Source organism: Streptodolium elevatio (assembly GCF_040649515.1).
Classification (GTDB): Bacteria; Actinomycetota; Actinomycetes; order Streptomycetales; family Streptomycetaceae; genus Yinghuangia; species Yinghuangia elevatio.
This window is the reverse complement of the sequence record NZ_JBEZFP010000058.1, coordinates 1-25,581: the sequence shown is the minus strand read 5'-3', so window position 1 is coordinate 25,581 and position 25,581 is coordinate 1. Positions and strand designations below refer to the sequence as shown.

Sequence of the window (25,581 nt, the reverse complement as noted above, 5' to 3'; positions counted from 1 at the left end):
GTCCGGCGGCCTCTGACGTTGGTCGTCCCCTGTGGTGAAAGGCCGTTCCCTGAACAGAAACGGAAAGTTTCATTCCGCACCTCCACGGTCGGCCCTACCATCGGCATGCCGTCCGACTTGATCTTCGTTGTCCGAGTTTCGAGTCCTCTTCGTCGCGGGCGCTCGCCCGCGCTCTTCAGAAAGGCCCGCGATGGGCCAGATAGACCACTTCTCGCACGGGGCCCTCACGCCCGGAATCGCGTTCGCTCTCTCCTGCGTGGGGTCGGCGCTGAGCCTGACCTGTGCGTCACGCGCCCAGGCGGTGCGCGGCGCGGCACGTACCCGCTGGTTCGTCCTCGCGTCCGTCGCCCTCGGCGGCACGGCCATCTGGGGGATGCACTTCGTCGGCATGCTCGGCTTCGCCGTCAAGGGGACCGAGATCCGCTACGACGTCCTCCTCACCGTCGCGAGCCTGTTCCTGGCCATCGTGGTCGTCGGTGTCGGCATGGCCATCGCCGGACGTCCGCGCGCCGGTACGGCGGGGCTCCTGCTCGGCGGCGTGCTCACCGGCGCCGGTGTGGCCGGCATGCACTACGTCGGCATGGCCGGCATCAACATGTCGGCGGACATCGAGTACTCCGTGCCCGTCGTCGCGGCCTCGATCGTCATCGCGGTCGTCGCGGCGACTGCCGCGCTCTGGGCGGCGCTCAACGTACGCGGCCCAGCGGCGTTCGCGGGTGCCTCGGTGATCATGGGTGTCGCGGTGAGCGGGATGCACTACACAGGCATGGCCGCGATCAGCGTCGAAGGGGGCGGTTCGTCGCAGCCCGTGCACGGCGTCGCGGCGTCCCAGTTCCTCGCCCCGGTCGTGACCGGCGTGTCCTTGTTCACCGTCGTCACGCTGCTGATCGTCGCGCTGTCCGCGTCGGTCGACGAGATCCGTGAGGAGACCGAACTCGACGCCAGGCTCAACCGGTTGAGCGAACAGCGCTGAGCCGGCGCACCCAGCCGCCGGCGGCGGGGCCGATCCTTCGCGCGAACCGCCGCACGAAGCGGCGGTGGCCGACGCTCCGCCGCCGTCAGGCGGCGGGCGGGGGCGAGGGCGGACCCAGGAGCAGTCCGCCATTGACGTCCAGGTTTTGGCCGGTGATCCACCGAGCGTCGTCGGAGGCGAAGAAGGCGACGGCGTCGCCGATCTCGTCGGGGAGGCCCGCGCGGCCCAGGGCGGTCATAGCGGCGACGCCGTCGGCGCCGGATCGCGAGGCGGACCGGCCGCATCTCGTCTCGATGCTGTTCCTCGACGAGCACTACCGCGCGCTGCACCGGGACCTCGACAGGATCGCCTCGTGCGCGGTCGCGACGCTGCGCATCGCGACCGGCGAACACCCCGGCGACCCGGGCCTGTCGGCCCTCGTCGGCGACCTCGCGGTACGCAGCGACCGATTCGCCGAACTGTGGGCGGGCCATCCGGTCGCGTCTCACGGCTACGGCACGCGCCGCCTCCGGCACCCTGAAGTCGGCGACCTCGAACTGGAACAGGAGAACGTCGCCCTCGCCGACGGCTCCGGCCACGTCCTGATGATGCACAGCGCCGCCCCGGACAGTCCGTCCCACCACGCCCTCCAACTACTCCGCATGCGCGCCGCGGACGACAACGCCCGCCACTAACGCGCTCGTGGGGGCCGATGAGTCCGTGCGGCCGCCGCAGTCCACCTTGTGCACGTGTTTGCGGAGAGGATGGCTGTGTACAAGGACCGAGCAGGCGATGCGGGTACTGGACGGCGCACCGATGACGTACGGACAAGCCGACCCGTCCCGCCCGTGACCCAAGGGGTGCCGAGCATGGCGGTGACCGAGGACGTCCAGGCGCTGGGCACCGAGCTGGAGCGCTCGTACCCGGTGTACGTACGCGGCAGGCTGAAGTTCCGCGTCGGACAGATCGTCTACGTGGCCTTCTCCCTCGACGAGACGGTGATGGGCTTCGCGTTCCCCAAGGAGGAGCGGGCCGACCTCGTCGCGGGCGCCCCGCACAAGTTCCAGTTGCCGTCGGCGTCCGACATGCGCTTCAACTGGGTGCACGCGGTACTGGCGGCGCTGGAGCCGACCGAGGCCCGAGAACTGGTCGTCGAGGCTTGGCGCATGGTCGTCCCCGCCAAGCTCTCCCGCGCCTACGACCTCGCCCACCCCGACGGCCCGGGCTGAGCGCGCACGGACCTGGGCCCGACATCCCCCACGCTCACACACTGCCGCGGTCGGCGCCGCCCGGCCGCGGCCGCCGGTCTGGGTGGGGCGAGTGGGTGAAGCCGGGGAACGCCCGGTGTGTCCCCGCATCCCACCGTTGGCAACTCGATAGTTTGTTGTCCCGGTCGGTTCGCTGCGAGGGGTTGGTGCCGATGCCGCTTGCCTATCTCCGTTCAGATGCCGACCGCGCCTTCGCCGTCGGCTGGCCACGCGTGCTGACGCGCGAAGCCGTCGGGGCGCTGCGGGACATGGGTACCGCCGCCCGGCTCGGGACCGGCACCAGCCGGGTGCGGGCGCCGTACTGGATGGCCCGCCGCCTGCTCGGCGCGGCCGGACGTCCGCTGGACGACGACGGACTGGTCCGGTTCACGTTCGCCACACCGCGCGACCGCGTGCGCGTATGCGTACGCAAGAACCAGAGCGACCTGCTGATCCTGTGGCAGATCTTCCTGCGCCGCTTCTACGAACTGCACGCCGCGTACGCGCTGCCCCGCGACATCGGCACCCTGGACACGATCGTCGACCTCGGGGGCAACACCGGGCTTGCGGCCGCCTACCTGACCGCCCGCTACCGCCCGCGCCGCCTGCTCACCGTCGAACCCATCGCGGAGAGCCGCGCGGTGCTACGCCGCAACGCCGAACTGTCCGGCACGACCTGGGACATCGACGAGCGCGCGGTCAGCGGCCGGGAAGGCGACCTGGAGTTCGCGGTCAGCGCGTTCTGGGACACCTGCACCGCGGTGCCCGCGGTGCACGAACTGCGCCGCACCCGCCCCCACCGGCTGGAGAACCTCCTCGCCCGACCGGACCGGACGGTGGCCGCGACCACCGTCGAGAAGCTGTTGGACGACCACGGCATCGACCACGTCGACCTGCTCAAGGTCGACGTCGAGGGCAGCGAGGCCGACATCTTCGCCGAACCCCAGCCGTGGATGCGGCGCGTGGACCGCATCGTCCTGGAAATCCACGACAAGTACATCGACGGCGGCCCGGTCAGGGCCACCATGCGCGCCGCCGGGCTGCACCGCGTCCCCCCGCGCACCCCGGACCCGGCGGGATCCAACCCGGTGGAACTGTACGTCCGGGAGAGCACGCCCGGATGACCGTGGGCAGCCGGCCGACCGACCGGCCGACCACGGTCACGCCAGTCGGCGACGGCACCCGCAGTTCGCGGGAGCGGTGCGCGCTGTGCAGGTGACCATCAGGTCGTCAGCACAGACTGCCGTTGTAGTAGGCGTAGATCACGCCGAACGGTCCGTAGGGCCCGAGGACGAGGTCGACGTTGGGATTGACGCAGGTGCCGCCGTTGGTTCCGTTGCCGTAGAGGATGGTGATCCGCACCGAGTACGGCTCGTTCGTGCAGTGCCGGTAGTGGGCCTCTTCGTAGACGCCAAACCGTTCCGTGTGCCATCCGCAATCCGAACCGGACGGGACGAAGGCAGCGGAAGCGGCGGGGGCGTCTGCCTGGGCGGACGGCGCGATCCACGTCAGGGACAGGGCCGCCAGGAGCGCAGCGGCGGCGGTCCCGGTCCGGAACTTCGGTCGAATCGTCACGGGCGTCATATCTCCGGTCTGTCGAATCGGTCGTGGCGGCAAGGTTGTTCGGCACAGTCGGCCGATGTGTCAGGTGGTCGGCCCAGCCGTGCGCAGCCAAGCGCCCGGTCGCGCGAACTACCCGCCTCTGCCCCGCCGTTCGGTGGAACGGGCTTGGCCCCGTCGGCGGAACTCGGCGCTCCACAACGTATTGAGGAGCCTCCAGAAAGGCTTGGAGAAAAGCGGCGACGGTGAGCGCAGGCACGGCCCGACTGAGCCTCGTCCGGGCGGCCTGGGGCCGTGCCCTCGGTCGCCGGGGGGATCGGGTTTGGGGTGTCGGAGTCTGCTTGCGGGACGATTCCCGCACGGAGCGCGGATTCCTTGAGTGTCCCTTAAGTTGCCGCTAGGCCAATATTAATCATGCGTCCGGGATTCGATAAGTCGTCCTGCCGGACGCGCTGCTAATCTTCCGCACTGTGGGAATCAACGGAATAATAATGACGCGACCGGGCGTCGTGCTCGCCACCGCCGCCGCTCTCGGCCTGGTCGGCGCAGGACCTGGTTATGCGGAGAAGGCGGACGGCCGTTCGGCGTCCTGTCCGACCATCGATAATATGCCGGGGATCGGGCATTCTCCGCGTTTCACGGACAACAATGTGGCGCTTTATGCGGGCGGCGACTACACGGTGGACGGCGGGGCCGCGGAGGCCGAGGGACTCCTTGTGGTGAACGGGCGGGCCACCTTCGCGAAGAGTCCCGCCGGGGTTTTCAACGTCGGCCGGGTGGGCGCCGGTTCGGGCATTTTGCCGACCTCCGGCAGCGTGATGCTCGCTGTCGGTGGCGACCTGTCGATCGCCGAGGGAACGAGACTCGACGTCGGTTCGGGTCTGACGGCGGGCCCTGGGTACGGGGGTTCCGTGCAGGTGGGCGGTTCCTTGGACGCAGCCGGTGAGCTGGTGACCAATGGCGGCGCCAGTCCCTCGCGCATGGGGGCCGCCAAGGCGATCGATCCGCATGGCGGCTTCGACGGGACGCTGCGCACCGAGTCCGCGTCCCTCGGCGCGCTCGAACCGACCGGGACCGCGGTACGCACCGGCACATCGGTGACGTTCAAGAGCACCGCTGCGAGCATCGGAAACATCCAGGTTTTCTCGACATCCGCGGCGGAGCTGGACGGTACGTCGACGTTCGCTTTCGAGGATGTTCCGGCAAATTCCTCGGTCCTGATAAATGTGACCGGCAACCGGGCCGTCTCCATTTCACCGCTTTCCGTGGAATTCAACGGCAACCGTGTCGACACTTATTCTTCCCCCGAATACGGTCCGGCCGCGTCGCGGATCCTGTACAACTTCCGCGAGAGCACGTCGCTGACCCTGTCGGGCGGCGGCAACTTCATCGGGTCGATCCTCGCCCCGCACGCTTCGGTGGACCTGACGGCGAGTACCAACGGGCGTCTGTACGTCGGCGGGAACGTGAAAATGCACGGGACCGGCAACGAAAGCCACAACTACCCCTGGAACGGCAGGCCCGCGTTCGCCTGCCGGCCGAAGCCCGGCCCCCTCCCTCCGACCACGCCGCTCCCGCAACCCGGTCAGCCGGGTACGCCTGCCCGACCGGGTACGCCCCCACAGCCCGCCCACCCGAACCCGCCCAGCTCTCCCGGACTCCCGACACCGTCCACGCAGCCCCCCGGCACCGTACCGCCGGCGTCGGGCGCACCAGGCGCACCGGGAGACGGCTCGTCGCTGGCCGAGACCGGCGGGTCGGACACGACCGTGCTCGCCGTCGCCGCGGCAGCCGTACTCGTAGGCGGCGCGGCTGTCCTCGCAATCGCCCGGCGGCGCCGCCGGGCGTGACAGCCCGGCGATGCCGACGACGAGCAACCGGGCGGGGCGGCCGAGGCCGCCCCGCCCGTCCCGTCCCGTCCCGCTCACGGCACCACGCATCCGGCACCGACCTCGCCTCCGACTCCGAGATTGGCGTCACCGTGAACTACACAGAACTTGCCCTCAGACAGCCGTACGTCCCGCCCGGGTCGGTGCCGTCGCCTACCACCGAGCCCGTCCCAGCCGTGGCGGGCGATGCGCCCGCCCGTCGCGCCGTACAGCTGCCGCGCGTCGTCGACGCGATTCCCCAGCCGGTCCTGCTTGTGGACGTCAACGGCACCATCGTCGGCACCAACACAGCCGCCGTCGAAGTTCTCCAGGCGCCGACAACTCACCTGCTGGGACGCGGAGTTCTCGACGTCCTCCCGCAGTTCGACCTCGCCCGCACTCCCGATGGCACAGCCGGCGACGACCGGCAGAACAACAGACAGAACGACGGTCAGGACGACCAGCCGATACCCATGGCCGTCCGGTGCACGGACGGCTTCGAGTTCACGGCCGAAGTCGCAATCCGGGTGGTGCGCCGGGCGGATGTGGACCACGAACCGGCGTCCTCCGCGGTTCCGGCAGCAACGTACGCCGCACCCGGCCCGGTCCACGAAGACCGCGGCTTCCTGATGGTCACCATCACCGATCTGACGTTGCGGCTCGCCGCGGAGCGCGCATGCCAACGTGTCCAGCGGCAGACCGAGTTGATCTTGTACGCCGTCTCCGAAGGCATCGTCGCCGTGGACGCGTTCGGCCGGATCATGCTCGCCAACCCGGCGGCAGCGCGCTTGCTCGGACGGTCGGCGGGCGAGCTGTACGGACGCGAACTCCTGTCTCTGGCAATGCACTCCGCCGCGGACGGCAAGTCCCTCCCGCCAGACGAGTCGACGCTGTCCGACACCCTGCGGTCAGGACGCAGCCACCACAACACAGGGGCCGTTCTCTGGGGCAGAGACGACACGTGGCACCCGGTCGAGCTCAGCACCGTGCCGGTGACGGACGAAGGCCGTGTCGTCGGCGCGATCGTGGCCTTCACCGAGCAGTCCGCGGCGTACGCCGCCGCGGCGCGACGCGACCGGCTCGCCGCCGTCCTCGATCACGAACTACGCGCCCCGCTCAGCCAGATGGCGCAGGTCCTGACGCGTCTCGCCGAAGACCCGGCGGGGGTGCTGTGGCCCGAGGCCAACCGCATACTGCGGCAACTCGCCGAGGAGTGCGGGCGCGCCACGACGCTGGCCGACCGGCTGCTGCTCCGACCGGCCGACGACTTGGCGCATCCGGCAGCCGACTCCGCCCTTCGGCGACCGCACGCGTCTCGCGCCGCGAACAGCGCAACCGCCCAGGCCCGGCCCGTCTCGTGGTCGTCCCGGCGAGGAGAGGACGCCGACGATCGCGACGGAAGCCTTCGCGGCGTCCGCGACTCGCCCGACGCCCTGGACAGCCGGGGTAGCCAGGACACCCGCAACACCCGCAACACCCGCGACTCGCAGCGAAGCAGCCCTTGGAACCCGCCCACGATCACCGTGCCGGGCACCGTCGTGGACACCGGGCCGCCACACCGTCGGCACCGAAAGCCGGCCGCGGTTCCGCGCGTCGCCTGCGTCCTGGAAGCCGGTACGCCCTCACCCGGGGCACCTGTCAACGACGGGTAGGCGGCGGCCGTCAACCGGCCGCGAGCCTGACACGTGTCGAAGACACGTGTGGCGGACGGCACTTGAGACCTCAGGAAGGACCGAACATGGGAGAGCACGGCCGTCGTGGCACAGCCGGGCGTCATCGGCGTCCGGCGTGGCCGCAAACCGGAGCGGCACCGCTCGGCGCGCGCCGGAGTGTGGCATGCGCCGCGAGCGTGAGCGTGCTGGCCATGGGTGTCAGTGTCGCGGTCGTCGAGCAGGTGACCGCACCACAGCACACGGCCGCCGAACCGGCACCTGCCAGGGGTGTGTTCACTCCGGCGTCCGTTTCGCGCAGCGCGTCCCAGTCGACTGCCCCCGTGGCATCGGACGCGCCCGCGTCCCATGAGCCGACCGTCCGAGCCGGTTCGCCCGCGCCCACGGCCCCGCCGCGGCAACCGCAACCCCAGCCGCAGCCGCAGCCGCAGCCGCAAGGAGAAGCGCCGCGCACCGCTCAGGCATCCCCGCCCGCCGACAGTCCCACTGACAGCCCCACCGGCCGCCCCGAACCGACGAAGGTCGCCGTCGCACAACCCGCCGAGACCCCGCCTCCGGGCTACTCGCAAGTCCGGGACGCCCCGGCGCCGCTACCGGCAGAGTCGGCGTACGAGAGCACCCTGCTGCGCATGGTCGACGAGCAGCGCGCTGCCGCCGGAGTCCCACTCCTCAGGACGGATGCCGAACTGGTGCGGCTTGCGGGCGCGGTGAGTCGGGGCAGGGCCGTACCACCGCCGAGATACACAGAGGACTCCCGTCCTGATCCCCGGGACCGATGGGACCGGGACCGGGGTCGGGATCGGGACCACAGGCCGCGAGGTTCCGGCGACCAGCCGCGGTTCGCCGGGATCGGCGGCGCCAACCTGGCCATCGGCCAGGACACCCCCGCGGCTGTACTGCAGCTGTGGATGCGCAGCCCGCAACACCGGGCGAACATCCTGGACCCGCGCTGGACGCGTGTCGGCGTCGCGGTGTACATCGACGCCGCCGGTGTCCCCCACTGGACGCTGCTCCTCGGGTACCCGGTGTACTGACCTCCGCCCTGGTCGATCACCATCGGCTCGCACGACCCGGTCTGCCGCCGCGGCCTGTACGACGACGACGCCACCGTCCCGGAAGATGCCCGCAACTACGTCAGCCTCCAGAACCGGGCGATCGCGATCCGACCTACGAACTGACGCCGAACGTACGCTCACCGACCGCGGAGCGCCCGGTTTCGGCCGGATGAAGAGCCCGCAGGCGGCCCCGCGCCCACGGCGCCGAGGGCCGTCGCCGACCGTTCGCGCGCAGGTCAGGGCGCCACCCCTTGCAACTGCGGTGCCGACCTGCGCAGAATCCTGAGTGTTCGGATTTCAAAAGATTATTTGAAATATCAAAATGCCAATATCGACGGCTCTTCGTCTCGCCCAGGCTCGGCCTGCCGAGGCTGCGATGCCGCACGTCACCCCCCCCGGGCCTCGCGCCTCGTCCCCCGCCGGAACGCCGTCGGAACTCCGTCGGAGTTCCGCAGAGGGGCGGGCTCGCGTGGCAGCCGAAGCCGAAGCCGTTCCACTGCCGCCCGCCGACCATCACTCCGAGGAGATCCATGTCCCGCACCGATGACACCGAAGTCCCGGACTATCCGGGCCGTTTGCGCCTCGACGGCCAAGGGGTCCTCGTACTGGGCGCAGGGCAGGGCATCGGACGCCAAGCCTGCCACGCGCTGGCCCAAGCCGGGGCCCGCGTGCTCGCCGTCGACCTGGACGCGGACCTGGCCCACGACGTCGCCGCCGAGGTGGGTGGGACCGCCTGGGCAGGCGACGCCAGTTCGAGGACCGACATGACGGCCCTGTGGGACGAGGCACAGTCGCGCCTGGGACGCGTGCACGCCGTGGTCGACATCATCGGTATGAGCAAGTACCAGCAGTTGCTGGACTGCACCGACGAGGACTGGGAGTGGCACCAGAACATCGTGCTGCGCCACGCCGTTCTGGCCCTCCAACTCGGCGGGGCGCACATGGCGCGGCACGGCGGCGGCACCTTCACCTTCGTGGCCTCGGTCTCCGGCCTCACCGGGGCGCCGATGCATGCGGCGTACGGGGCCGCGAAGGCGGCGTTGATCTCCCTGGTCCGCTCCTCGGCCGTCGAGCTCGGCCCGTCCGGCATCCGGGTGAACGCCGTCGCGCCGGGCGTCGTGTGGACGCCGCGGGTCTCCGCGTACCTCGGCGAACCCGGCCGTGCCGCGAATGCCGAAAACGCGCCGGTACGGGACGTGGCCCTGCCTGCGGACATCGCCGGACCACTGCTCTTCCTCGCCTCCGACCTGGCCCGCTACGTCTCCGGCCAGGTGCTCACCGTCGACGGCGGCGTCTCGGTGAAGTTCCCGTATCCGCTGCCGGACATGGAACTGGCCCCGCGCTGATCGTGCGCAAACACCCGAGGAACCCCACGGCAACCACGGCAACCCCGCATCCGCGGCCGTCGCACGAACCGCACGAACCGCACGAACCACAGGAAGAGGCGCAATGGAGACGACCGTCGACCGCGCGTTCATCCGCCGAGCCGTCGAGCTCGGCGACCTCAACGCCGTACGCGTCGCGCTGTACCAGCAGACCCACGACCCCGAGTTGGCGGCGCTGCCGGTGGCCGCGAAGCTGACCGAGCGGGACCGCGAAGTCCTCGTCACCAAGGCGGTCGACTGGCTCGAAGTGAACGCGGGTCCGGGTATGCCCGAGGAGCCGTCGCCGACGGAACTGCGTGCGCTGATGGACATGGCGACAGGCGAGGAGATGAGCGACCTCGAATTCGAGGCGCGCCGCGACATACCGGCCTTCCGGCCCTTTCCGTGGTACGCCCAGTGGTCGAAAGCGCGGCCCGAACTGCCCGAGGGCTTCAAGGCCGTCGTCATAGGCAGCGGCTTCAGCGGGTTGGCGATGGGCATCCAGTTCGAGCTCCTGGGGATCCCGTACCTCGTGCTGGACCGTCAGCCGGAGCCCGGCGGCACGTGGAGCATCAACCGCTACCCGGGCATCCGCGTCGACACCGCGTCCATCACCTACGAGTTCAGCTTCGAGAAGAACCACCCGTGGACCGAGTACTACGCGCAGGGGCCGGAAGTGCGCACGTACCTCGAACACATAGCGAAGAAGTACGGCGTCCTCGCGAACACCCGCTTCGGGCACACGCTGCAAAGCGCGACGTTCGACGAGTCCCGCAATCTGTGGCAGCTCGACGTGACCTCGCCCGACGGCGCCGAGACGGTGGAAGCGAACATCCTGGTCAACGCGCTCGGCACCTTCACCAACCCGCGATTGCCGCAGTTCGAGGGCCAGGACGGCTTCGGCGGGCAGGTGGTCCACCCGTCGCAGTGGCCCCACGACCTCGACGCGACCGGGAAGCGCGTCGCGGTGATCGGCAACGGGTCGACCGGCGTGCAGATGGTGTCGCCGATCGCCGAGAAGGCCGAGCACGTCTACGTCTTCCAGCGCACGCCGCAGTGGATCAGCCCGCGCGAGAAGTACGGCGCCGAGGTCGAGACCGAGGTTCGCTGGCTGCTCGACAGCTTCCCCGGCTACTGGCACTGGTGGCGCTACATGTCCGTCGCGGGACTGTTCGGCACCCACGGGTTCCTCGTCCCGGACGAGGAATGGCAGGCCGGCGGCGGCACGTTCAATCCGATGAGCGACAAGCTCCGCGACGACCTCACCGCGTACATCAGGGCACAGACCGAGGGCCGGCAGGACCTCGTCGACCGGCTGGTACCCGACTACGCGCCGTTTTCCCGCCGCCCCGTCGTGGACAACGGTTGGTACCGGGCGCTGACGAGCGACAACGTCGACCTCGTCACCGAGCCGATCACGCGCCTCACCGAATCCGGTGTCGAGACCGCCGACGGGGTCGTCCACGACGTGGACCTCATCGTCACCGCGACCGGCTTCGACGTCGTCAAGTACCTGTGGCCGGCCCGGTACGCGGGCAGGGAAGGCCTCGACGTCCAGGAGTTCTGGGCACCGGACGGGCCGCGGGCCTACCTCGGGATGATGGTCCCGAACTTCCCGAACATGTTCGTCCTGTACGGCCCCAACTCCCAGCCGCTGTCCGGTGGCACAAGCCTGCCGATGTGGTACGTCATCTGGGCGTCGTACGTGGGCCAGCTCGTGGTGCGGCTGCTCGAGGACGACGCGTCGAGCGTGGAAGTGACCCTCGATGCGTACGAGCGGTACAACAAGGCACTTGATGCCGAGTCGAGCAAACTTCTGCTTCTCCAGGACTACGGGGCGCCGGAAAAGAACTACTACGTCAACGAGTTCGGGCGGCTCCAGGTGAACGCGCCCTGGTACGGCCCGGACTTCCACCGCATGTGCACCCAGGTCGCCTGGGACGACCTCGAAATCTCCTGACCCCGATTCGGCCGCGCGACACCACCCGACGGCCCGCGGCACGGCGGCCCCGTCGCGAGTGCGCCCACGTACCGCATCCACACCGCGCCCGTGCAGTGGGCGTCCCCGACGCGCGCCCGCGGCTGGTTCGCGCATCAACTTGAACGATGGTACAACTTGTACATTCGTTCAAGTACTTGGGGTGTGCGATGCACGACGAACCACCGGCGCGTGCCGGACGACGGGAGTGGGCCGGCTTCGCGGTGCTGGCGTTGCCGACCGCGCTGCTGGGGCTCGACGTGACGGCGCTGTACCTCGTGGTGCCGAGCCTGGCCGCCGACCTGCGGCCCACCACGGCGGAAACGCTGTGGATCATGGATATCTACGGATTCCTCATCGCGGGTTTCCTGATCACCATGGGGACGCTCGGCGACCGGTTCGGGCGCCGCCGCCTGCTGATGATCGGCATGGCCGCCTTCGGGGCTGCCTCGGTCCTGGCCGCGTTCGCCCCCGACGCGCTGTGGCTGATCGTGGCGCGGGCCCTGCTGGGAGTGGCCGGAGCGACGCTGATGCCGTCCACCCTGGCGCTGATCGGCGACATGTTCGCCGACGCCCGGCAGCGGGCGTTGGCGATCGGCGCATGGGCCACCATGTTCGCACTGGGGATGGCGGCCGGGCCCGTCGTCGGCGGTGTCCTGACGGCCGGCTTCTGGTGGGGCGCGGCCTTCCTGATCGCGGTTCCCGTCAGCGCGGTGGTGCTGATCGCGGCGCCGAGGCTGCTGCCCGAGTTCCGTACCGACGCCGGGAGGCCCGACCTGGTCAGCGTCGGGCTGTCCCTGGCGGCGGTGCTTCCGACGGTGTACGCGGTCAAGCACGCCGCCGCGCACGGCATCGACGCCCGGGCGCTGACCGCCGTCCTGCTCGGCGGCGGCTCGGCGGTCGCGTTCGTCCGCCGCCAACTGCGCCTGGAGGAACCGCTGCTCGACATGCGGCTCTTCGCCGACCGGGCCTTCTCCGCCGCACTGGCGGTCCTGCTGGTCGGCCTGGTCGGGTTCGGCGGCATGATGCTCCTGGTCACGCAGCACCTGCAACTCGTCGAAGGACTCTCGCCCACCGCGGCGGGCCTGTGGATGGGGCCGCCGGCGCTGGCCATGCTGACAGGGGGCATCGGGGCGCCCCTGCTCGCCACGCGCGTCCCGCCCGGCGCCGTCATGGGCTCCGCCCTCGCCCTGTCCCTCGTCGGGTACGCCTCCCTCGCCCTCGTCGGGCCCGACGGCAAGGTGACCGTGGTCTCGGCCTTCGCGTTCCTGTACCTCGGCCTCGGGGTCATGGCCGCGCTGGGTACCGACATCGTCGTCGGAGCGGCCCCGGCGGAGAGGTCGGGATCGGCCGCCGCACTGTCGGAGACCGTGCAGGAGTTCGGCGTCGCGGCCGGGGTCGCACTGCTGGGGAGCCTCGCCACGGCGGTCTACCGGACATCGGTCGAGGCGGCGCCCGGGATGCCCCGCCAGGTGGCCGAGCCCTACCGCGACAGCCTCTTCGGCGCGACATCCGTGGCGGACGAACTGCCGCCCTCGGCCCTGCGGCACGCGCAGGATGCGTCCACGAGCGGACTCAACACCGCCGCGATCGCGGCGGGTGCCGTCATCGCCGCAGCAACTGTCGTCAGCTTCCGGGCGCTGCGCGGCATCCCGCCGATCGGCACAGCAGCAGCCGAAGCGAAGCCGACGACAGCTTCGGTACCGGTACGCGCGGAATTGGGCGGCGGTGAGCGCGTCCGGACGGAGCCGATAGCCTCGGCATGCGTACGCGATGATGATCGGTGAGGGCGATGGCGGAAGAACGGATCACAACAATCGATGGGCGCATCCAGCGCGGACAGCGCCGCCGAGCCCAGATCATCGAGGCGACGCTCGCGGTCGTCCGCCGAGACGGAGCCGCCGGCGTGACCCATCGGTCGGTCGCCAAAGAGGCCGGCATCACCACCAGCCTCACGCTCTACTACTTCGCCACCCTCGACGACCTGCTGGTCGCCGCCTTGACCAGCATCACCGACACGTACACCCGCCGCATTCGCCGACTGATCGACACCGAGGACGACCCGTTCGACGGGCTCGCCCGGCTCATCGCCGAATCCGCCGGGCCGGAACGCGAACGAGCACTCGCCGAACGCGAACTGTCAACCCTGGCGGCCCGCCGTCCCGCGCTGCGCCCGGCGGCGCGGGGCTGGCGCAAGAACGTGGCGGAACTCGCCCGGACACTGAACGACGACCCCGATGCCGTGCAGGCCTTCGTCGCACTGTGCGACGGCCTGTGCACGGCGATCCTCCTCGACGACCGTCAAGCCGACCCGGACCACATCCGGGTGCTCCTCAGCAAGGCACTGCTCGGAACCGCGCAATAGCCTCCCGATCTGGAGCCTCCCCGGGCGTACGCCCGGGAGTATTCCGTGCCGTAGGGGGGTAGCAGCGACGACTTCGGGCCGGCATAGCCCGGAAAGTCGTCGAGCGCGAGGGACCTGTCATGCCGGAGGCCACGGACGAGCCCGGGAAAGAACCCCGGGCCCAGCCCGGACACGGGGGCGAGGGAACGGCCGACGTCGACGGTGACGTCGAGGTCGAGGTCGAAATGCTGGTCAACGGCGAGACGCACACGATGCGCGTCGACCCCCGCGTCACCCTTCTGGACGCACTTCGCGAGCACGTCGGGCTCACCGGCCCCAAGAAGGGCTGCGACCTCGGCCAGTGCGGCGCCTGCACGGTGCTGCTCGACCGGCGACGCGTCACCTCGTGCCTGACCTTCGCGGTGATGCACCGCGGCCGTGAGGTGACCACGATCGAAGGGCTGGTCGGCCCGGACGGCGCCCTGCATCCGATGCAGCAGGCATTCGTGGACCACGACGCATTCCAATGCGGCTTCTGCACGCCGGGTCAGATCATGTCGGCGGTCGCGCTGACGGACGAGGGACATGCCGGCGGACCGGACGAGATCCGCGAATGGATGAGCGGCAACCTGTGCCGGTGCGCGGCGTACCCGAACATCCTGGACGCGGTGATCGCGGCCACGGCGGGCACGGCCGGCTCCGCGGCCGCCCCGACCACTACAACCACGACGCGGGAACGGTAGGCCGCCGTGCGATCCTTCACGTACGCCCGGCCGCACGACCTGACGCAGCTGTGGCGCGAACACGGCCCCGACGCCGCGTACATCGCCGGCGGCACGAACCTCGTCGACCTGATGAAGTGCGGCGTGGCGACCCCGCAACGCGTCGTCGACATCGGAGCACTGCCGCTGGGGGGCATCGAACTCGACGGCGACAAGCTGCACGTGGGCGCCCTCGCCACCAACAGCGACCTGGCCGCGCACCCGCTCGTCGTACGGCATCTGCCCATGCTGGCCCAGGCGTTGCTGTCGGGCGCGTCGCCTCAGCTGCGCAACCTGGCGACACTGGGCGGAAATCTGATGCAGCGGACCCGGTGCGGCTACTTCAGGGACATCGCGATGCCGTGCAACAAGCGGGAACCCGGGGCTGGTTGCGCGGCGATGGACGGATCGCACCACGGCCACGCGGTGCTGGGCACCAGCGAACACTGCATCGCCACCCATCCGTCCGATCTCGCCGTCGCACTGGTCGCGCTCGACGCGCAGGTCTCCGTCGCCGGGCCGAACGGCGCTCGCGTCGTCCCCGCCGATGCGTTCCATCTGCCGCCGGGCGACCGCCCCGACCGCGAAACACAGTTGGCGGCAGGCGAGTTGATTCTCGGCGTCGCGATTCCGCTGGAGGCGGCAGGCGCACACTCGTGCTACGTCAAGGTGCGGGAGCGGGCGTCGTACGCCTTCGCGCTCGCCTCGGCCGCGGTGGGACTCGACGTACGCGACGGCACCATCCGGGACGCACGCGTCGCCCTGGGCGGCGTCGCGACGACCCCGTGGCGCGCCCGAGCCGCGGAGCGCGTGCTTGTCGGGTCCGCACCCGGCCCGGCCGTGTTCGGGCGGGCGGCGGACGCGGCGGCCGAGGGCGCTCGGCCCCTGCGCGACAACGCGTACAAGGTCGAGCTGATCCGGCGCGTTGTGACGCGCGCCCTCACCACGCTGCCCGATGCCCCGCCCCCGGCGGCGCCGGGTCCGCTGTCCGGGGAGCCCACATGAACGCGACCGCCAACCCCAACCCCAACGGCAACCCCAGCCCGACCCCGAACCCTGTGCCGCCCCCGCCCCCGGGCCTGAACCCGAACCCGAGCCCGAACGGTGCCGCAGGCACCGCACTTGCCATCGGCGCCGCCGTCCCGCGCGCGGACGGCCCGGCCAAGGTCACCGGCGCCGCCCGCTACACCGCCGACATCGGGCTGCCGGACCTGGCACAGGCGGTGCTCGTGCAGAGCACCATCGCCAAGGGACGCATCACCGCCATGGACACCGTCGCGGCGGAGTCCGCGCCGGGCGTGCTCGCGGTGTTCGTTCCCGGCGGCCCGCTGCGCATGGCACCGGTCGCCTCCTTCTATTCGGCCGACAACGGCCCGATGGGCGACGCCCGCGCCCCTCTGTCCGACGAACTGGTCCACCACTACGGCCAGCACGTGGCCGTGGTGGTCGCCCGGACGCTCGTCCAGGCAACAGCCGCAGCCGAGTTGCTCCGCATCGACTATGCCGAGGAAGCGCCGCGCACCAGCGTCGACGACGTGTCGGCGCTCACGCCTCCCGGGCGCGACGACATCGTGCGCGGCGATTTCGCGGCCGGCCTCGCCGCCGCGGACGTCCGCGTCGACGCGCAATACAGCACCCCCGGGCAGCACATGAATGCCATGGAGCCGTGCGCCACGCTCGCGCACTGGTCCCACGACGGCGACCTCACGGTGCACGACTCCACGCAGGACGTCGGCGCGGTGCGTACCGCCCTCGCCACCGCCTTCCGCCTGCCTCGCGAACGCGTACGCGTGATCTCGGAGTTCGTCGGCGGGGGGTTCGGCAGCAAGGGCACCGTCTGGCCGCACGTACTGCTGACCGCCGCCGCGGCCAAGCACCTCGGACAGCCGGTACGCCTGTCTCTGACACGCCCTCAGATGTTCACCTCGTGCGGCAACCGCCCGGCGACGCGCCAGCGGTTCGTGCTCGCGGCCCGCCGCGACGGGGTCCTGACGGCCATCGCGCACGACTCGGTCACACCCACCTCGGTGGGTGAGGACGTCGTCGAGTCCACCGGCGGCGTGACCACCATGCTGTACGCCTGCCCGAACATCACGGTACGCCAGCGCATCGCCCGCCTCGACATGCCGCCGCCGACCTTCCAACGGGCACCGGGACGCGCCCCCGGCTCGTTCGCCCTGGAATCCGCACTCGACGAACTCGCCCACGAACTCGGCCTGGATCCCGTCGAATTGCGCATCCGCAACCATGCCGACACGGATCCGACCTCGGGCCACCCCTGGTCCGGCAAGCATCTGCTCGATTGCTACCGGATCGGCGCGGAACGCTTCGGCTGGGATGCGTACGACGCCGCGCCGGGCAGCCGCCGCGAAGGCGACCTCCTCATCGGCAGAGGCATGGCGACGGCGACCCACCAGATGGACCAGAACCAGTCCGCCGCACGGGCGGAACTGCGCTCCGACGGCACCGCCGTGGTCAGCGTCGCCTCGCACGACATCGGCACGGGCACGTACACGGTCCTCGGACAGATCGCGGCGGACGCGCTGGGACTGCCCTTCGACCGCGTCACGGTGCGGCTCGGCGACACCGGGTACCCGCAGGCACCCGCATCGATCGGCTCGCAGACGGTGGCCTACGTCGGCCCGGCCGTCCGCCGCGCCTGCGAGGCGGTCCGCGACGACCTCCTGGCCCGCGCGGTGGCCGACCCCGACTCGCCGCTGCACCGACGCCCGCTGGCGGACATCGTCCTGGGCCCCGAACTCGTCGCCGACGAACTCGACCGCATCGGCGCTCTCTCGATCTCCGCCATCGGCCACCACCGACCGGAGTCGGAACTTCCTTACGCAGTGCACTCGTTCGGCGCCCACTTCGCGGAGGTGGCCGTCGACTCCGGCACTGGCACCGTACGCGTGCGCCGCATGGTCGGGGTGTTCGACATCGGCCGCGTCGTGAACCCCCGCACCGCACGCAGTCAGCTCATCGGCGGCATGACGTTCGGGATCTCCCAGGCGCTCATGGAGCACACCGTTGTCGATCCGCTCCGCGGCCACGTCGTGGAACCCCACTTCGCGGGCTACCACATCCCGACCAACGCCGACATCGGCGAGCTGGCCGTGCACTTCGTGGACGCGCCCGACCCGCACATCAGCGACCTCGGTGCGCGCGGGGCCGGCGAGATCGGCGTCGTCGGGTCCGCCGCGGCGGTCGCGAACGCCGTCTTCCACGCCACGGGCAAACGCCTGCGCGACCTCCCGCTCACCCCCGACAAGCTCCTCGCCGACTGAGCGCGCCGGCCGGCTGAGCGGTCTGAGCGCGGTGGACCGGCAGAGCCAGAGCACCACAACCGGTCGTTCGATCGGCCGCGCGGAAAAGGCGGTTCGCGTCTTCCACGCGGCCGGTGAACGTCAGGCGATCTTCAGGACGAGCTTGCCGATGTTGTCCCCGGAGAACAGCCGCAGCAGTGTCTCGGGGAACGCCTCGATGCCGCCCTCGACGACGTCCTCGCGAGAGCGCAGCGAACCGTCGGCGAGCCAGCCGGCCATCTCGGCGGTGGCCTGGTCGTAGCGGTGCGCGTAGTCGAAGACGACCATGCCGGTCATCGAGGCCCTGTTGACGAGCAGCGAGAGGTAGTTCGACGGCCCGCGTACCGGCTCGGTGTTGTTGTACTGGGAGATCGCGCCGCAGACCACGACCCGCGCGCCCAGGGTCAGCCGGGCGAGCGCCGCGTCCAGGATGTCGCCGCCGACGTTGTCGAAGAACACGTCGACACCGTCGGGGGTCTGCTTGCGCAACTCGGCGACCAGTCCCTCGGCCTTGTAGTCCACGGCCGCGTCGTAGCCGAACTCCTCGACGAGCAGGCGGCACTTCTCCGGGCCGCCGGCGATCCCGACGGTACGGCAGCCCTTGATCCTCGCGATCTGACCCACCACGCTGCCGACCGCGCCGGCCGCGCCGGAGACCAGGACGGTCTGGCCGGGTTGCGGCAGACCGATGTCGAGGAGCCCGAAGTACGCGGTCATCCCCGTCATGCCGAGCGTGCCGAGGTGAGTCGGCAGGGGCGCGACGGCCGGATCGACGCGGCGCACTCCTGCGCCGTCGGAATCCGCGTACTCCTGCGCCCCGAACACGCCGGTCACATAGGTGTCTACCGGGAAGTCGGCGTGCCGCGAGGCGACGACCCGCCCGGCGGCACCTGCGCGCATAACGTCGCCGATGCGTACCGGCGGGATGTACGAGCGGACGTCGTTCATCCACCCCCGCATCGCCGGGTCGAGCGAAATGTGCGAGACGCGGACCAGGAAGCGGCCCTCGTCCGGTTGTTGGACGGGTTCGTCGGTGAGCTCCCAGTCGTCCGGCTTGGGCAGGCCGACGGGCCGTGCGGCGAGCCGGAGCTGACGGTTGATCAGTTCGGTGGACACGGTCGGCTCCAATGGGGTGCGAGGTCAGGGGACGATCAGGGACAGCGTGTCGGCGACGCAGGCCGGCTTCGCCGCGCCCTCGATCTCGATGGTGTGCCGCACCGTCAGCCGGACGCCCTGCGGCACCTCTTCGACGTCGAGGAGCACAGCGGTGTCGCGGACCCGCGAGCCGACGGGCACCGGGGCGGGGAAACGTACCTTGGCCGTCCCGTAGTTCACGCCCATCCGCACCCCCTGCACGGTGAACATCTGCTGGGTGAGGGCCGGGATGAGGGACAACGTCAGGTAGCCGTGCGCGATGGTGGTGCCGAACGGGCCCGCCGCGGCGCGCTCGGCGTCCACGTGGATCCACTGGTGGTCGCCGGTCGCGTCGGCGAACCGGTCGATCCGGTCCTGGTCGACGGTCAACCATTCGCTGACACCGAGCTGTTCGCCCTTGGCGGCGGCCACCGCGGCGACGTTCTCGAAGACGCGCATCATGTCCCTTTCGCTTGGTCCGGGCGGATCCGAAGGCCGCACACTCCGTCGAGCCGGCGGGCGGCGCCGCGACGCGGCGCACCCCCGTGGGGGTGGCCACAGCGCTGCACGACGAACACGACGCTCCCCCAGCACGCCTCGCACTACTCGAACCCGACCGACCCGGCGGACACCAGAACCTATCGAGCGATAGGTAGATCCGTCACGCCTTCCCACCCCACCGCAACCACCCCCGGCCCAGCCGATCCCGTCGCAGCCCACGCAACTTCAGCGACTGCGCACCCCCAACACACTCGACTCGGCAGCACACTCCACGCCCCGACCGGCCGTATGCAGGCGTGGCGCGGTGACCTGCTCGTACGCCTTACTCGGGAAAGGACTTGGAGCGCGAGATTTCACTTGACTGGAAACTCAATTCAATATGGAATGCGGTCCATGGAAAGTGAGGACAAGCGCTCGTACCGCATGGGGGCCAGGGCCGCGGCTCTGGAAGCCACCCGGGCACGCGTGATCGAGGCGGCGGCCGGCCTGTGGTCGCGCCGTTGGCACGACGAGGTCACGTTGCAGCACATCGCCGAGGCGGCCGGCGTGTCGGTGCAGACGATCGTCAACCACTTCGGCGGCAAGGACGGGCTCTCCAAAGCCGTCGCCGATGCGGTGGCGACACAGACGGAACTCGCCCGCCAGGTGCCGACGGGCGACGTGCCCGAGATCGTCGCCGTCCTCTTCGCCGACTACGAGCGGCAGGGCGACGCCAACCTGCTCTGGATCGCCCAGATGGACCGGATCCCGTCGGCGGCCCGCGCGGCCGTCCACGCCCGAAGCCTCCACCGGGCATGGCTGGAAAGGGCCTTCGCCGACCGCCTCCCCGCCGCGGGCCCGGACCGCGAGCACGCGCTCAACCTGCACTACGCCGCCACCGACGTCTACCTGTGGAAGCTGTGGCGCCGCGACCTCGGCCTGTCCCGCGAGGAAGCCGAGCGTGCCATGCGCGACCTGCTCACCGCGATCGACCCTCGGAAGGAACACCATGCCTAGCAGCTTCCTGTTCGCCACCTGGGCCGGCGGCGGAGCCGTACCTCCCGTCCTGTCGCTGGCCCGCGCACTCCGCGAACGCGGCCACGGCGTACGGGTGATGGCCGACACGTCGCTGCACGACGAGATCGCCGCCGCGGGCCTGGAGCCGATCGCCTGGACCACCGCGCCGCAAGGCGACCCCGCCGACCCGGCCAAGGACGTCATCAGGGACTTCGAGGCCCGCACCCCGCTCGGCGCTCTCGCGCGCCTGCGGGACCGCATCGTGTGCGGCCCGGCGGCGGACTACGCCCGGGACGTCCGCGCCGAGTTGCGCGCCCGGCCGGCGGACGTACTGGTCTGCGAGCACATGCTGCTCGGCGCGGTCACCGCGGGCGAGGCGGCAGGCGTCCGAGTGGCCTCGCTGGCGACGACCATCTACCCGTTCCCCACCCCGGGGGCGCCGCCGCCCGGCCCGGGCTTCGCCCCGGCCAAGGGCATACCGGGCCGGGTACGCGACCGGCTCGTGACGCGGCTGTCCGGCAAGCCGTGGGCGAAGGGGCTGCCCGCCCTCAACGCCGCCCGCGTCGCGAACGGTCTGGAGCCGCTCGGCTCGGTCGTCGAGGCGTTCGAACGCGTCGACCGGGTCCTCGTGCTCTCGCCGCGCGCCCTCGACCACGCCGGACGCCGCTTCCCCGAGCACATACGCCACGTCGGCGCGCGCCTCGAAGACCCGGCCTGGGCCGGAGACTTGACACTCCCGGACGGCGACGCCCCGCTGGTGCTCGTCGGCATGAGTTCGTCGTTCATGAAGCAGCACGATCTGTTGCAGCGCATCGCCGACGCCCTCGGCACTCTGCCGGTACGCGCCCTGCTGACCACCGGCCCCGCCGTCGACCCCGCGACGGTAGGCGCTCCCGCCAACGTCCGGGTGACCGCATCCGCACCGCACAGCCTCGCGCTCCGCCACGCCGCCGTGACCGTCACGCACGCCGGCCACGGCACGACCGTGAAGTCGCTGGCCGCCGGGGTCCCGATGGTCTGCGTGCCGCTCGGCCGCGACCAGATCGAGGTGGCGTCGCACGTCCGACTCGCGGGCGCCGGCGTCACCGTGGGCAAGGGCAGTTCGGCACGCAAGATCGCCCGCGCCGTCGAACAGGTCCTGAACGACCGCTCCTACCGCGCCGCGGCCGAACGCATGGCCGAGGCGATCGCCGCCGAGAACGCCACCGACCAGGCCGTCAACGAACTCGAGGTCTTGGCCTCCCGTCACGACAAGCCAGCGGAACCGGCAGCCCACACAAAGGAGTTCGCAAGCTGACGCCCCCACCGCCAAGCCGCGGCGCACCGTCGAGGCCCGGGCGTCTGGGCAACGGGACCGCCGCGACGGTCGCAGCGTCGCGTACGTCGCGCGTCCAAAGCCACCCGAACGCGCTGGTCCGGAAGGGAGCGTGCTTCCGCGGTCACGACGCTGCCGTGCTCCAAGCCATGGCAACGCATGGCCGTTGCCCAGGGCTTATCCGCCCTGGCGGGCGCACCGGGTCGCGCAGGTCTGCGGTGATCGACACAGTCCGAACCCGGCGACCCCGGCAGACAGGCACCGAAGCGTCCACGTCGTCGAGGTGCGTGATCCAGGGGCGTGCTCCAAGAGGGGCGATTCAGGTTGGTCGCCAAGCTGTGGTGGGTGACCAACGTGTCTAGCCTGGCGCGTAGTTCGCGCGGAACTGGGCGTACGTGAGGCGTAGCCGGGTGAGGGGGTCGGTCGGTGCGGCGGGGCTCGGCGTCGGTTGTCAGGCGGGGGCGGTTGCGGCCTCGTCCGGGCGGCCGCGCCAGTCGAGGCAGAGGCTCACGGCGTCGTCGTCGAGTTCGGTGTCGCCGCGGAAGGCCGCGAGATCGCGGAGTACGGCGCGGGCGGCTTCCGGGGCGGGGAGGAGCCGGTTGTTGCGGATCCCCGAGGCCAGCAGCCGTTCGCCGAACTGCTCCCCCGCCCGGGACTGGAAGCCGTGCACGCTGTCGCTGACCACCACGACGCGGTCGCCGGGCTGCAAGGTGAAGCGTTCCGGCCTGTACCTGGTGTCCTCCAGCGCGCCCAGCGCGAACTGCGCCTCCAGCCTGACCCGTTCGACCTGCCCGTCGCGCAGCAGCAGCACGATCGGGGAGCCCGCGTCGACGGCGTCGACGTCGCCGGTCGCGAGGTCGATCTCCAGCAGGACGCTGGCGAGGTAGGCGCTGCCGGTGTGCGCCGACCAGACGGCCTGGCTGGCGAGTTCGGCCTGGAGCGCCACGTCGGCGCCGGAGCGGCGGGCGTTGCGCAGGGCTCCGACCGCCAGGGCGGACAGGGTCGCCGCCGGGACGCCGTGGCCCATGCCGTTGGTGACGCTGACCGCGAGGGTACGCGCGTCGACGGACCAGTCGAAGTTGTCGCCGCGCACCGAGTACGCCGGTTCGAGGTGGGCGCCGAGGGCGAACTCGGGACGCTCGCAGGAACGCCCCGGCAGCAACTCCCACTGCATCTCGGCGGCCAGGGTGAGACGGCGCAGGCGGCGGCCCTGGAGGTACACGTCGGTGCTCGGGTCGGCGGCGAACAGTTCGTGGGCGAGCATCTCGGCGGCCTCCGACAGGTCGGCGACCGACAGCCCTCCCCCGTGCCCGTGCCCGGGCTGGACGACCTCCAGGACGCCGAGGCGGTCACCGCGGACCGAGACCGGCAGGTACACGGTCTCCTCGTCGTCCGCCGCGCCGCCGGCCACCACCGGCTCCTGGGAGACGAAGGCCCGGCCGGCGTCCGTACCCGCGACGGGCACGGCGGTCTCGACACCCGGCTCCAGGCCGAACGGCTGGAGGGCGCTGACCGAGTAGTCGGCGAGCAGGAGGGTGCAGGACTTCACTTTGGCCTGGTCCTCCAGGACCTGGGCAAGGACATGTGCGACGTAGTGCGGAGGGGCCGTACGCAAAGCACGGTGGAGTGCGAGGAGCCAGTCGGCGGCTGTCACCGGGGTTCTTCCTTCCGGCGCGCGGTACCTGCCCGCGACGCGGCATGAGAGAGTGAAGGGAATCATGGACAACGCGTACGGGCAGCACAGTCGGCAGTCGCCACGTGAGCCTTCGTCCGGTTATGGACCGGTCGTGGGCGTCGACGCCGACGATGCCGCAGCGCTGCTTGCGGAGGCGTTGGAGTCACTGATCACGGTCTGGGGCAGGGCTCAGGAGGCGTTCGGCACCACGGTCTCCCCCACCCAGTTGCGCGCTCTGACGATCATCTCCCGAACGCCCGGCGTTTCGCTGCACGGGCTCGCCCAGGAGATGGGCACGGTCTCGTCCGTCGCGAGCCGCCTGTGCGATCGGATGGACTCCGCGGGCCTGATGCGCCGCGAGCTGGACTCCGACAACCGCCGGAAGGTCACCCTCGCGCTGACCTCGGAGGGCGAGGCGCTGATGACCGCCATCCGCGAGCGCCGCGCGCGCGACCTGGTCACGGCACTGTCCGCCATGAGCGCGACGGACCGCGCTGCACTGGTCACCGGCATACTCGCCTTCCGGCAGGCCACCGGGCACGCGCAGACCGACAACGGCGGAGCGCACCGGGCGTCCGGCAGCCCGCAGTCCCCGACGTCGCGTCGTCTCGCCTGAATCCCACGCCCAGACTCTACCGTTGCCAAAGGGCAACAGCGAAGCAGTCCCGGTTCCACGCGGACTCCGACCACGCGTCGGACCGCCGCCCGGCTGCGTGATACCTTCCGAACTCTCTTGCCATCGGGCAATGATGTGGCGTCGGGCCTAGGCCGGAGCACCCGTTGCCACCGGGATCGAAGCCCGCCCCATCACCGGCGGAACGAGGTTCTCATGGCGACGACGGGCGAACCGGGTGCCGAGTCCGGCAGCGGGGCGCGCGGGCGGTCGCCGCGCGCGGTCGGCAAGATCGGCGAGCCGGAGTTGCGGCAGCTGCTGACCGGGCTGACGGCCGTACGCGACGGCGACTTCCGGACCCGCCTGCCGGACGACGCGGGCGGCCTGCTGGGCGAGATCGCCACCGTCTTCAACGGCATGGTCGACCAGCTCGCGCTGTTCACCTCCGAGGTGACCCGCGTCGCCCGCGAGGTCGGCACCGAGGGGACGCTCGGCGGCCAGGCCGATGTGCCGGGCGTGTCGGGAACCTGGGCGGACCTGACCGACTCGGTCAACGCGATGGCCGGCAACCTCACCATGCAGGTCCGCGACATCGCCCAGGTGGCGACCGCGGTGGCGAAGGGCGACCTGTCGCAGAAGATCGACGTTCCCGCCCGCGGCGAGATCCTGGAGCTCAAGGACACCGTCAACACGATGGTCGACCAGCTCTCCGCGTTCGCCGACGAGGTCACCCGGGTCGCCCGCGAGGTCGGCAGCGAGGGCCGGCTGGGCGGGCAGGCGCAGGTCCCGGGCGTGGGCGGGGTGTGGCGCGAACTCACGGACTCGGTGAACTTCATGGCCGGGAACCTCACCGACCAGGTCCGCAACATCGCCCAGGTGACCACCGCGGTGGCGAAGGGCGACCTGTCGCAGAAGATCACCGTCGACGCCCGCGGCGAGATCCTGGAGCTGAAGAGCACCGTCAACACGATGGTCGACCAGCTCTCCGCGTTCGCCGACGAGGTCACCCGGGTCGCCCGCGAGGTCGGCACGGACGGGCGGCTCGGCGGACAGGCCGACGTCAAGGGCGTCTCGGGCACCTGGCGCGACCTGACCGACTCGGTGAACTTCATGGCCGGGAACCTCACCGACCAGGTCCGCAACATCGCCCAGGTGGCCACCGCGGTGGCGAAGGGCGACCTGTCGCAGAAGATCACCGTCGACGCCCGCGGCGAGATCCTGGAGCTGAAGAGCACCGTCAACACCA

23 protein-coding genes are annotated in these 25,581 nt (G+C 71.0%); 18 read left to right on the top strand and 5 right to left on the bottom strand.

Features of this window, described 5'->3' with window-relative positions:
- Nucleotides 1-190 precede the first annotated feature (190 nt).
- Complete coding sequence (locus AB0C36_RS22220; RefSeq protein ID WP_358356561.1) at nucleotides 191-973, top strand: MHYT domain-containing protein; 783 nt, start codon at nucleotides 191-193, stop codon at nucleotides 971-973.
- Nucleotides 974-1,058: 85 nt separating this feature from the next.
- Here the strand turns inward: AB0C36_RS22220 and AB0C36_RS22215 are convergent, their stop codons facing one another.
- Nucleotides 1,059-1,211 (bottom strand): SDR family oxidoreductase, encoded by a 153-nt coding sequence (locus AB0C36_RS22215; RefSeq protein ID WP_358356560.1) that lies wholly within the window; start codon nucleotides 1,209-1,211, stop codon nucleotides 1,059-1,061.
- A gap of 55 nt (nucleotides 1,212-1,266) precedes the next feature.
- On the opposite strand from AB0C36_RS22215, the gene AB0C36_RS22210 reads away from it, so the two are divergent.
- The 3 genes from AB0C36_RS22210 (at nucleotide 1,267) to AB0C36_RS22200 (ending at nucleotide 3,323) form a co-directional block, all read left to right on the top strand.
- On the top strand, nucleotides 1,267-1,647 hold the full coding sequence (locus tag AB0C36_RS22210) for an MmyB family transcriptional regulator (RefSeq protein WP_358356558.1): 381 nt from the start codon (nucleotides 1,267-1,269) through the stop codon (nucleotides 1,645-1,647).
- A gap of 174 nt (nucleotides 1,648-1,821) precedes the next feature.
- Nucleotides 1,822-2,181, top strand: coding sequence for an MmcQ/YjbR family DNA-binding protein (locus tag AB0C36_RS22205; protein ID WP_358356556.1), 360 nt, complete (start codon nucleotides 1,822-1,824; stop codon nucleotides 2,179-2,181).
- A gap of 191 nt (nucleotides 2,182-2,372) precedes the next feature.
- A complete protein-coding gene (locus AB0C36_RS22200; protein ID WP_358356555.1) occupies nucleotides 2,373-3,323 on the top strand; it encodes an FkbM family methyltransferase in 951 nt (316 codons plus the stop codon).
- Nucleotides 3,324-3,429: 106 nt separating this feature from the next.
- Here AB0C36_RS22200 and AB0C36_RS22195 read toward each other — a convergent pair whose 3' ends face one another.
- Nucleotides 3,430-3,774, bottom strand: coding sequence for a DUF6355 family natural product biosynthesis protein (locus AB0C36_RS22195; protein WP_358356553.1), 345 nt, complete (start codon nucleotides 3,772-3,774; stop codon nucleotides 3,430-3,432).
- A gap of 455 nt (nucleotides 3,775-4,229) precedes the next feature.
- On the opposite strand from AB0C36_RS22195, the gene AB0C36_RS22190 reads away from it, so the two are divergent.
- The 10 genes from AB0C36_RS22190 to AB0C36_RS22145 all read left to right on the top strand — a co-directional run bounded on the left by AB0C36_RS22190 (nucleotide 4,230) and on the right by AB0C36_RS22145 (nucleotide 18,083).
- Nucleotides 4,230-5,609, top strand: coding sequence for a choice-of-anchor A family protein (locus AB0C36_RS22190; RefSeq protein ID WP_358356551.1), 1,380 nt, complete (start codon nucleotides 4,230-4,232; stop codon nucleotides 5,607-5,609).
- Between the two features lie 131 nt (nucleotides 5,610-5,740).
- Entirely contained in the window at nucleotides 5,741-7,279 is a 1,539-nt protein-coding gene (locus tag AB0C36_RS22185) for a PAS domain-containing protein (RefSeq protein ID WP_358356549.1), read from the top strand.
- Nucleotides 7,280-7,365: 86 nt separating this feature from the next.
- Nucleotides 7,366-8,331, top strand: a complete 966-nt coding sequence (locus tag AB0C36_RS22180; protein ID WP_358356547.1) for a CAP domain-containing protein — start codon at nucleotides 7,366-7,368, stop codon at nucleotides 8,329-8,331.
- A 551-nt stretch (nucleotides 8,332-8,882) separates the two neighbouring features.
- Nucleotides 8,883-9,698 (top strand): SDR family NAD(P)-dependent oxidoreductase, encoded by an 816-nt coding sequence (locus AB0C36_RS22175; RefSeq protein WP_358356545.1) that lies wholly within the window; start codon nucleotides 8,883-8,885, stop codon nucleotides 9,696-9,698.
- Between the two features lie 103 nt (nucleotides 9,699-9,801).
- Complete coding sequence (locus AB0C36_RS22170) at nucleotides 9,802-11,676, top strand: flavin-containing monooxygenase (protein WP_358356543.1); 1,875 nt, start codon at nucleotides 9,802-9,804, stop codon at nucleotides 11,674-11,676.
- A 188-nt stretch (nucleotides 11,677-11,864) separates the two neighbouring features.
- Complete coding sequence (locus tag AB0C36_RS22165; RefSeq protein ID WP_358356541.1) at nucleotides 11,865-13,481, top strand: MFS transporter; 1,617 nt, start codon at nucleotides 11,865-11,867, stop codon at nucleotides 13,479-13,481.
- A 119-nt stretch (nucleotides 13,482-13,600) separates the two neighbouring features.
- The gene (locus AB0C36_RS22160; RefSeq protein WP_358356539.1) at nucleotides 13,601-14,059 is read left to right on the top strand and encodes a TetR/AcrR family transcriptional regulator; all 459 of its coding nucleotides are present in this window, start codon (nucleotides 13,601-13,603) and stop codon (nucleotides 14,057-14,059) included.
- A gap of 119 nt (nucleotides 14,060-14,178) precedes the next feature.
- Complete coding sequence (locus AB0C36_RS22155; RefSeq protein ID WP_435839095.1) at nucleotides 14,179-14,781, top strand: (2Fe-2S)-binding protein; 603 nt, start codon at nucleotides 14,179-14,181, stop codon at nucleotides 14,779-14,781.
- Nucleotides 14,782-14,787: 6 nt separating this feature from the next.
- On the top strand, nucleotides 14,788-15,804 hold the full coding sequence (locus AB0C36_RS22150; RefSeq protein WP_358356537.1) for an FAD binding domain-containing protein: 1,017 nt from the start codon (nucleotides 14,788-14,790) through the stop codon (nucleotides 15,802-15,804).
- A complete protein-coding gene (locus AB0C36_RS22145) occupies nucleotides 15,801-18,083 on the top strand; it encodes a xanthine dehydrogenase family protein molybdopterin-binding subunit (protein WP_358356535.1) in 2,283 nt (760 codons plus the stop codon). The genes AB0C36_RS22150 and AB0C36_RS22145 overlap by 4 nt, the downstream gene beginning before the upstream one ends.
- Before the next feature lie 120 nt (nucleotides 18,084-18,203).
- Here AB0C36_RS22145 and AB0C36_RS22140 read toward each other — a convergent pair whose 3' ends face one another.
- Together AB0C36_RS22140 and AB0C36_RS22135 are read right to left on the bottom strand one after the other, a co-directional pair.
- Nucleotides 18,204-19,217: an NADP-dependent oxidoreductase gene (locus AB0C36_RS22140; RefSeq protein WP_358356534.1), complete on the bottom strand. Its 1,014-nt coding sequence runs from the start codon at nucleotides 19,215-19,217 to the stop codon at nucleotides 18,204-18,206.
- Nucleotides 19,218-19,241: 24 nt separating this feature from the next.
- Nucleotides 19,242-19,694, bottom strand: a complete 453-nt coding sequence (locus AB0C36_RS22135; RefSeq protein ID WP_358356607.1) for a MaoC family dehydratase — start codon at nucleotides 19,692-19,694, stop codon at nucleotides 19,242-19,244.
- A 435-nt stretch (nucleotides 19,695-20,129) separates the two neighbouring features.
- On the opposite strand from AB0C36_RS22135, the gene AB0C36_RS22130 reads away from it, so the two are divergent.
- Both AB0C36_RS22130 and AB0C36_RS22125 read left to right on the top strand, forming a co-directional pair.
- Nucleotides 20,130-20,732 carry a TetR/AcrR family transcriptional regulator gene (locus tag AB0C36_RS22130; RefSeq protein WP_358356532.1) on the top strand — a complete coding sequence of 201 codons (603 nt, stop codon included), beginning with the start codon at nucleotides 20,130-20,132 and terminating at the stop codon, nucleotides 20,730-20,732.
- Nucleotides 20,725-22,029: a glycosyltransferase gene (locus AB0C36_RS22125; RefSeq protein ID WP_358356530.1), complete on the top strand. Its 1,305-nt coding sequence runs from the start codon at nucleotides 20,725-20,727 to the stop codon at nucleotides 22,027-22,029. Before AB0C36_RS22130 ends, AB0C36_RS22125 begins: the two co-directional genes overlap by 8 nt.
- Before the next feature lie 469 nt (nucleotides 22,030-22,498).
- Here AB0C36_RS22125 and AB0C36_RS22120 read toward each other — a convergent pair whose 3' ends face one another.
- On the bottom strand, nucleotides 22,499-23,701 hold the full coding sequence (locus tag AB0C36_RS22120; protein WP_358356528.1) for a PP2C family protein-serine/threonine phosphatase: 1,203 nt from the start codon (nucleotides 23,699-23,701) through the stop codon (nucleotides 22,499-22,501).
- A 64-nt stretch (nucleotides 23,702-23,765) separates the two neighbouring features.
- On the opposite strand from AB0C36_RS22120, the gene AB0C36_RS22115 reads away from it, so the two are divergent.
- Nucleotides 23,766-24,338 (top strand): MarR family winged helix-turn-helix transcriptional regulator, encoded by a 573-nt coding sequence (locus tag AB0C36_RS22115; protein ID WP_358356527.1) that lies wholly within the window; start codon nucleotides 23,766-23,768, stop codon nucleotides 24,336-24,338.
- 213 nt (nucleotides 24,339-24,551) lie between these two features.
- Nucleotides 24,552-25,581, top strand: a 1,030-nt coding sequence (locus AB0C36_RS22110; protein WP_358356525.1) for a HAMP domain-containing protein, incomplete at its 3' end; no start/stop codon positions are given.

Excerpts from the sequence above, each read along its gene's own strand:
- AB0C36_RS22220 (WP_358356561.1), top strand. The coding sequence starts at position 191 with ATGGGCCAGATAGACCACTTCTCGCACGGGGCCCTCACGCCCGGAATC.
- AB0C36_RS22215 (WP_358356560.1), bottom strand. The coding sequence starts at position 1,211 with ATGACCGCCCTGGGCCGCGCGGGCCTCCCCGACGAGATCGGCGACGCC.
- AB0C36_RS22210 (WP_358356558.1), top strand. The coding sequence starts at position 1,267 with ATGCTGTTCCTCGACGAGCACTACCGCGCGCTGCACCGGGACCTCGAC.
- AB0C36_RS22205 (WP_358356556.1), top strand. The coding sequence starts at position 1,822 with ATGGCGGTGACCGAGGACGTCCAGGCGCTGGGCACCGAGCTGGAGCGC.
- AB0C36_RS22200 (WP_358356555.1), top strand. The coding sequence starts at position 2,373 with ATGCCGCTTGCCTATCTCCGTTCAGATGCCGACCGCGCCTTCGCCGTC.
- AB0C36_RS22180 (WP_358356547.1), top strand. The coding sequence starts at position 7,366 with ATGGGAGAGCACGGCCGTCGTGGCACAGCCGGGCGTCATCGGCGTCCG.
- AB0C36_RS22175 (WP_358356545.1), top strand. The coding sequence starts at position 8,883 with ATGTCCCGCACCGATGACACCGAAGTCCCGGACTATCCGGGCCGTTTG.
- AB0C36_RS22170 (WP_358356543.1), top strand. The coding sequence starts at position 9,802 with ATGGAGACGACCGTCGACCGCGCGTTCATCCGCCGAGCCGTCGAGCTC.
- AB0C36_RS22165 (WP_358356541.1), top strand. The coding sequence starts at position 11,865 with ATGCACGACGAACCACCGGCGCGTGCCGGACGACGGGAGTGGGCCGGC.
- AB0C36_RS22155 (WP_435839095.1), top strand. The coding sequence starts at position 14,179 with ATGCCGGAGGCCACGGACGAGCCCGGGAAAGAACCCCGGGCCCAGCCC.
- AB0C36_RS22145 (WP_358356535.1), top strand. The coding sequence starts at position 15,801 with ATGAACGCGACCGCCAACCCCAACCCCAACGGCAACCCCAGCCCGACC.
- AB0C36_RS22135 (WP_358356607.1), bottom strand. The coding sequence starts at position 19,694 with ATGCGCGTCTTCGAGAACGTCGCCGCGGTGGCCGCCGCCAAGGGCGAA.
- AB0C36_RS22130 (WP_358356532.1), top strand. The coding sequence starts at position 20,130 with ATGGAAAGTGAGGACAAGCGCTCGTACCGCATGGGGGCCAGGGCCGCG.
- AB0C36_RS22125 (WP_358356530.1), top strand. The coding sequence starts at position 20,725 with ATGCCTAGCAGCTTCCTGTTCGCCACCTGGGCCGGCGGCGGAGCCGTA.
- AB0C36_RS22115 (WP_358356527.1), top strand. The coding sequence starts at position 23,766 with ATGGACAACGCGTACGGGCAGCACAGTCGGCAGTCGCCACGTGAGCCT.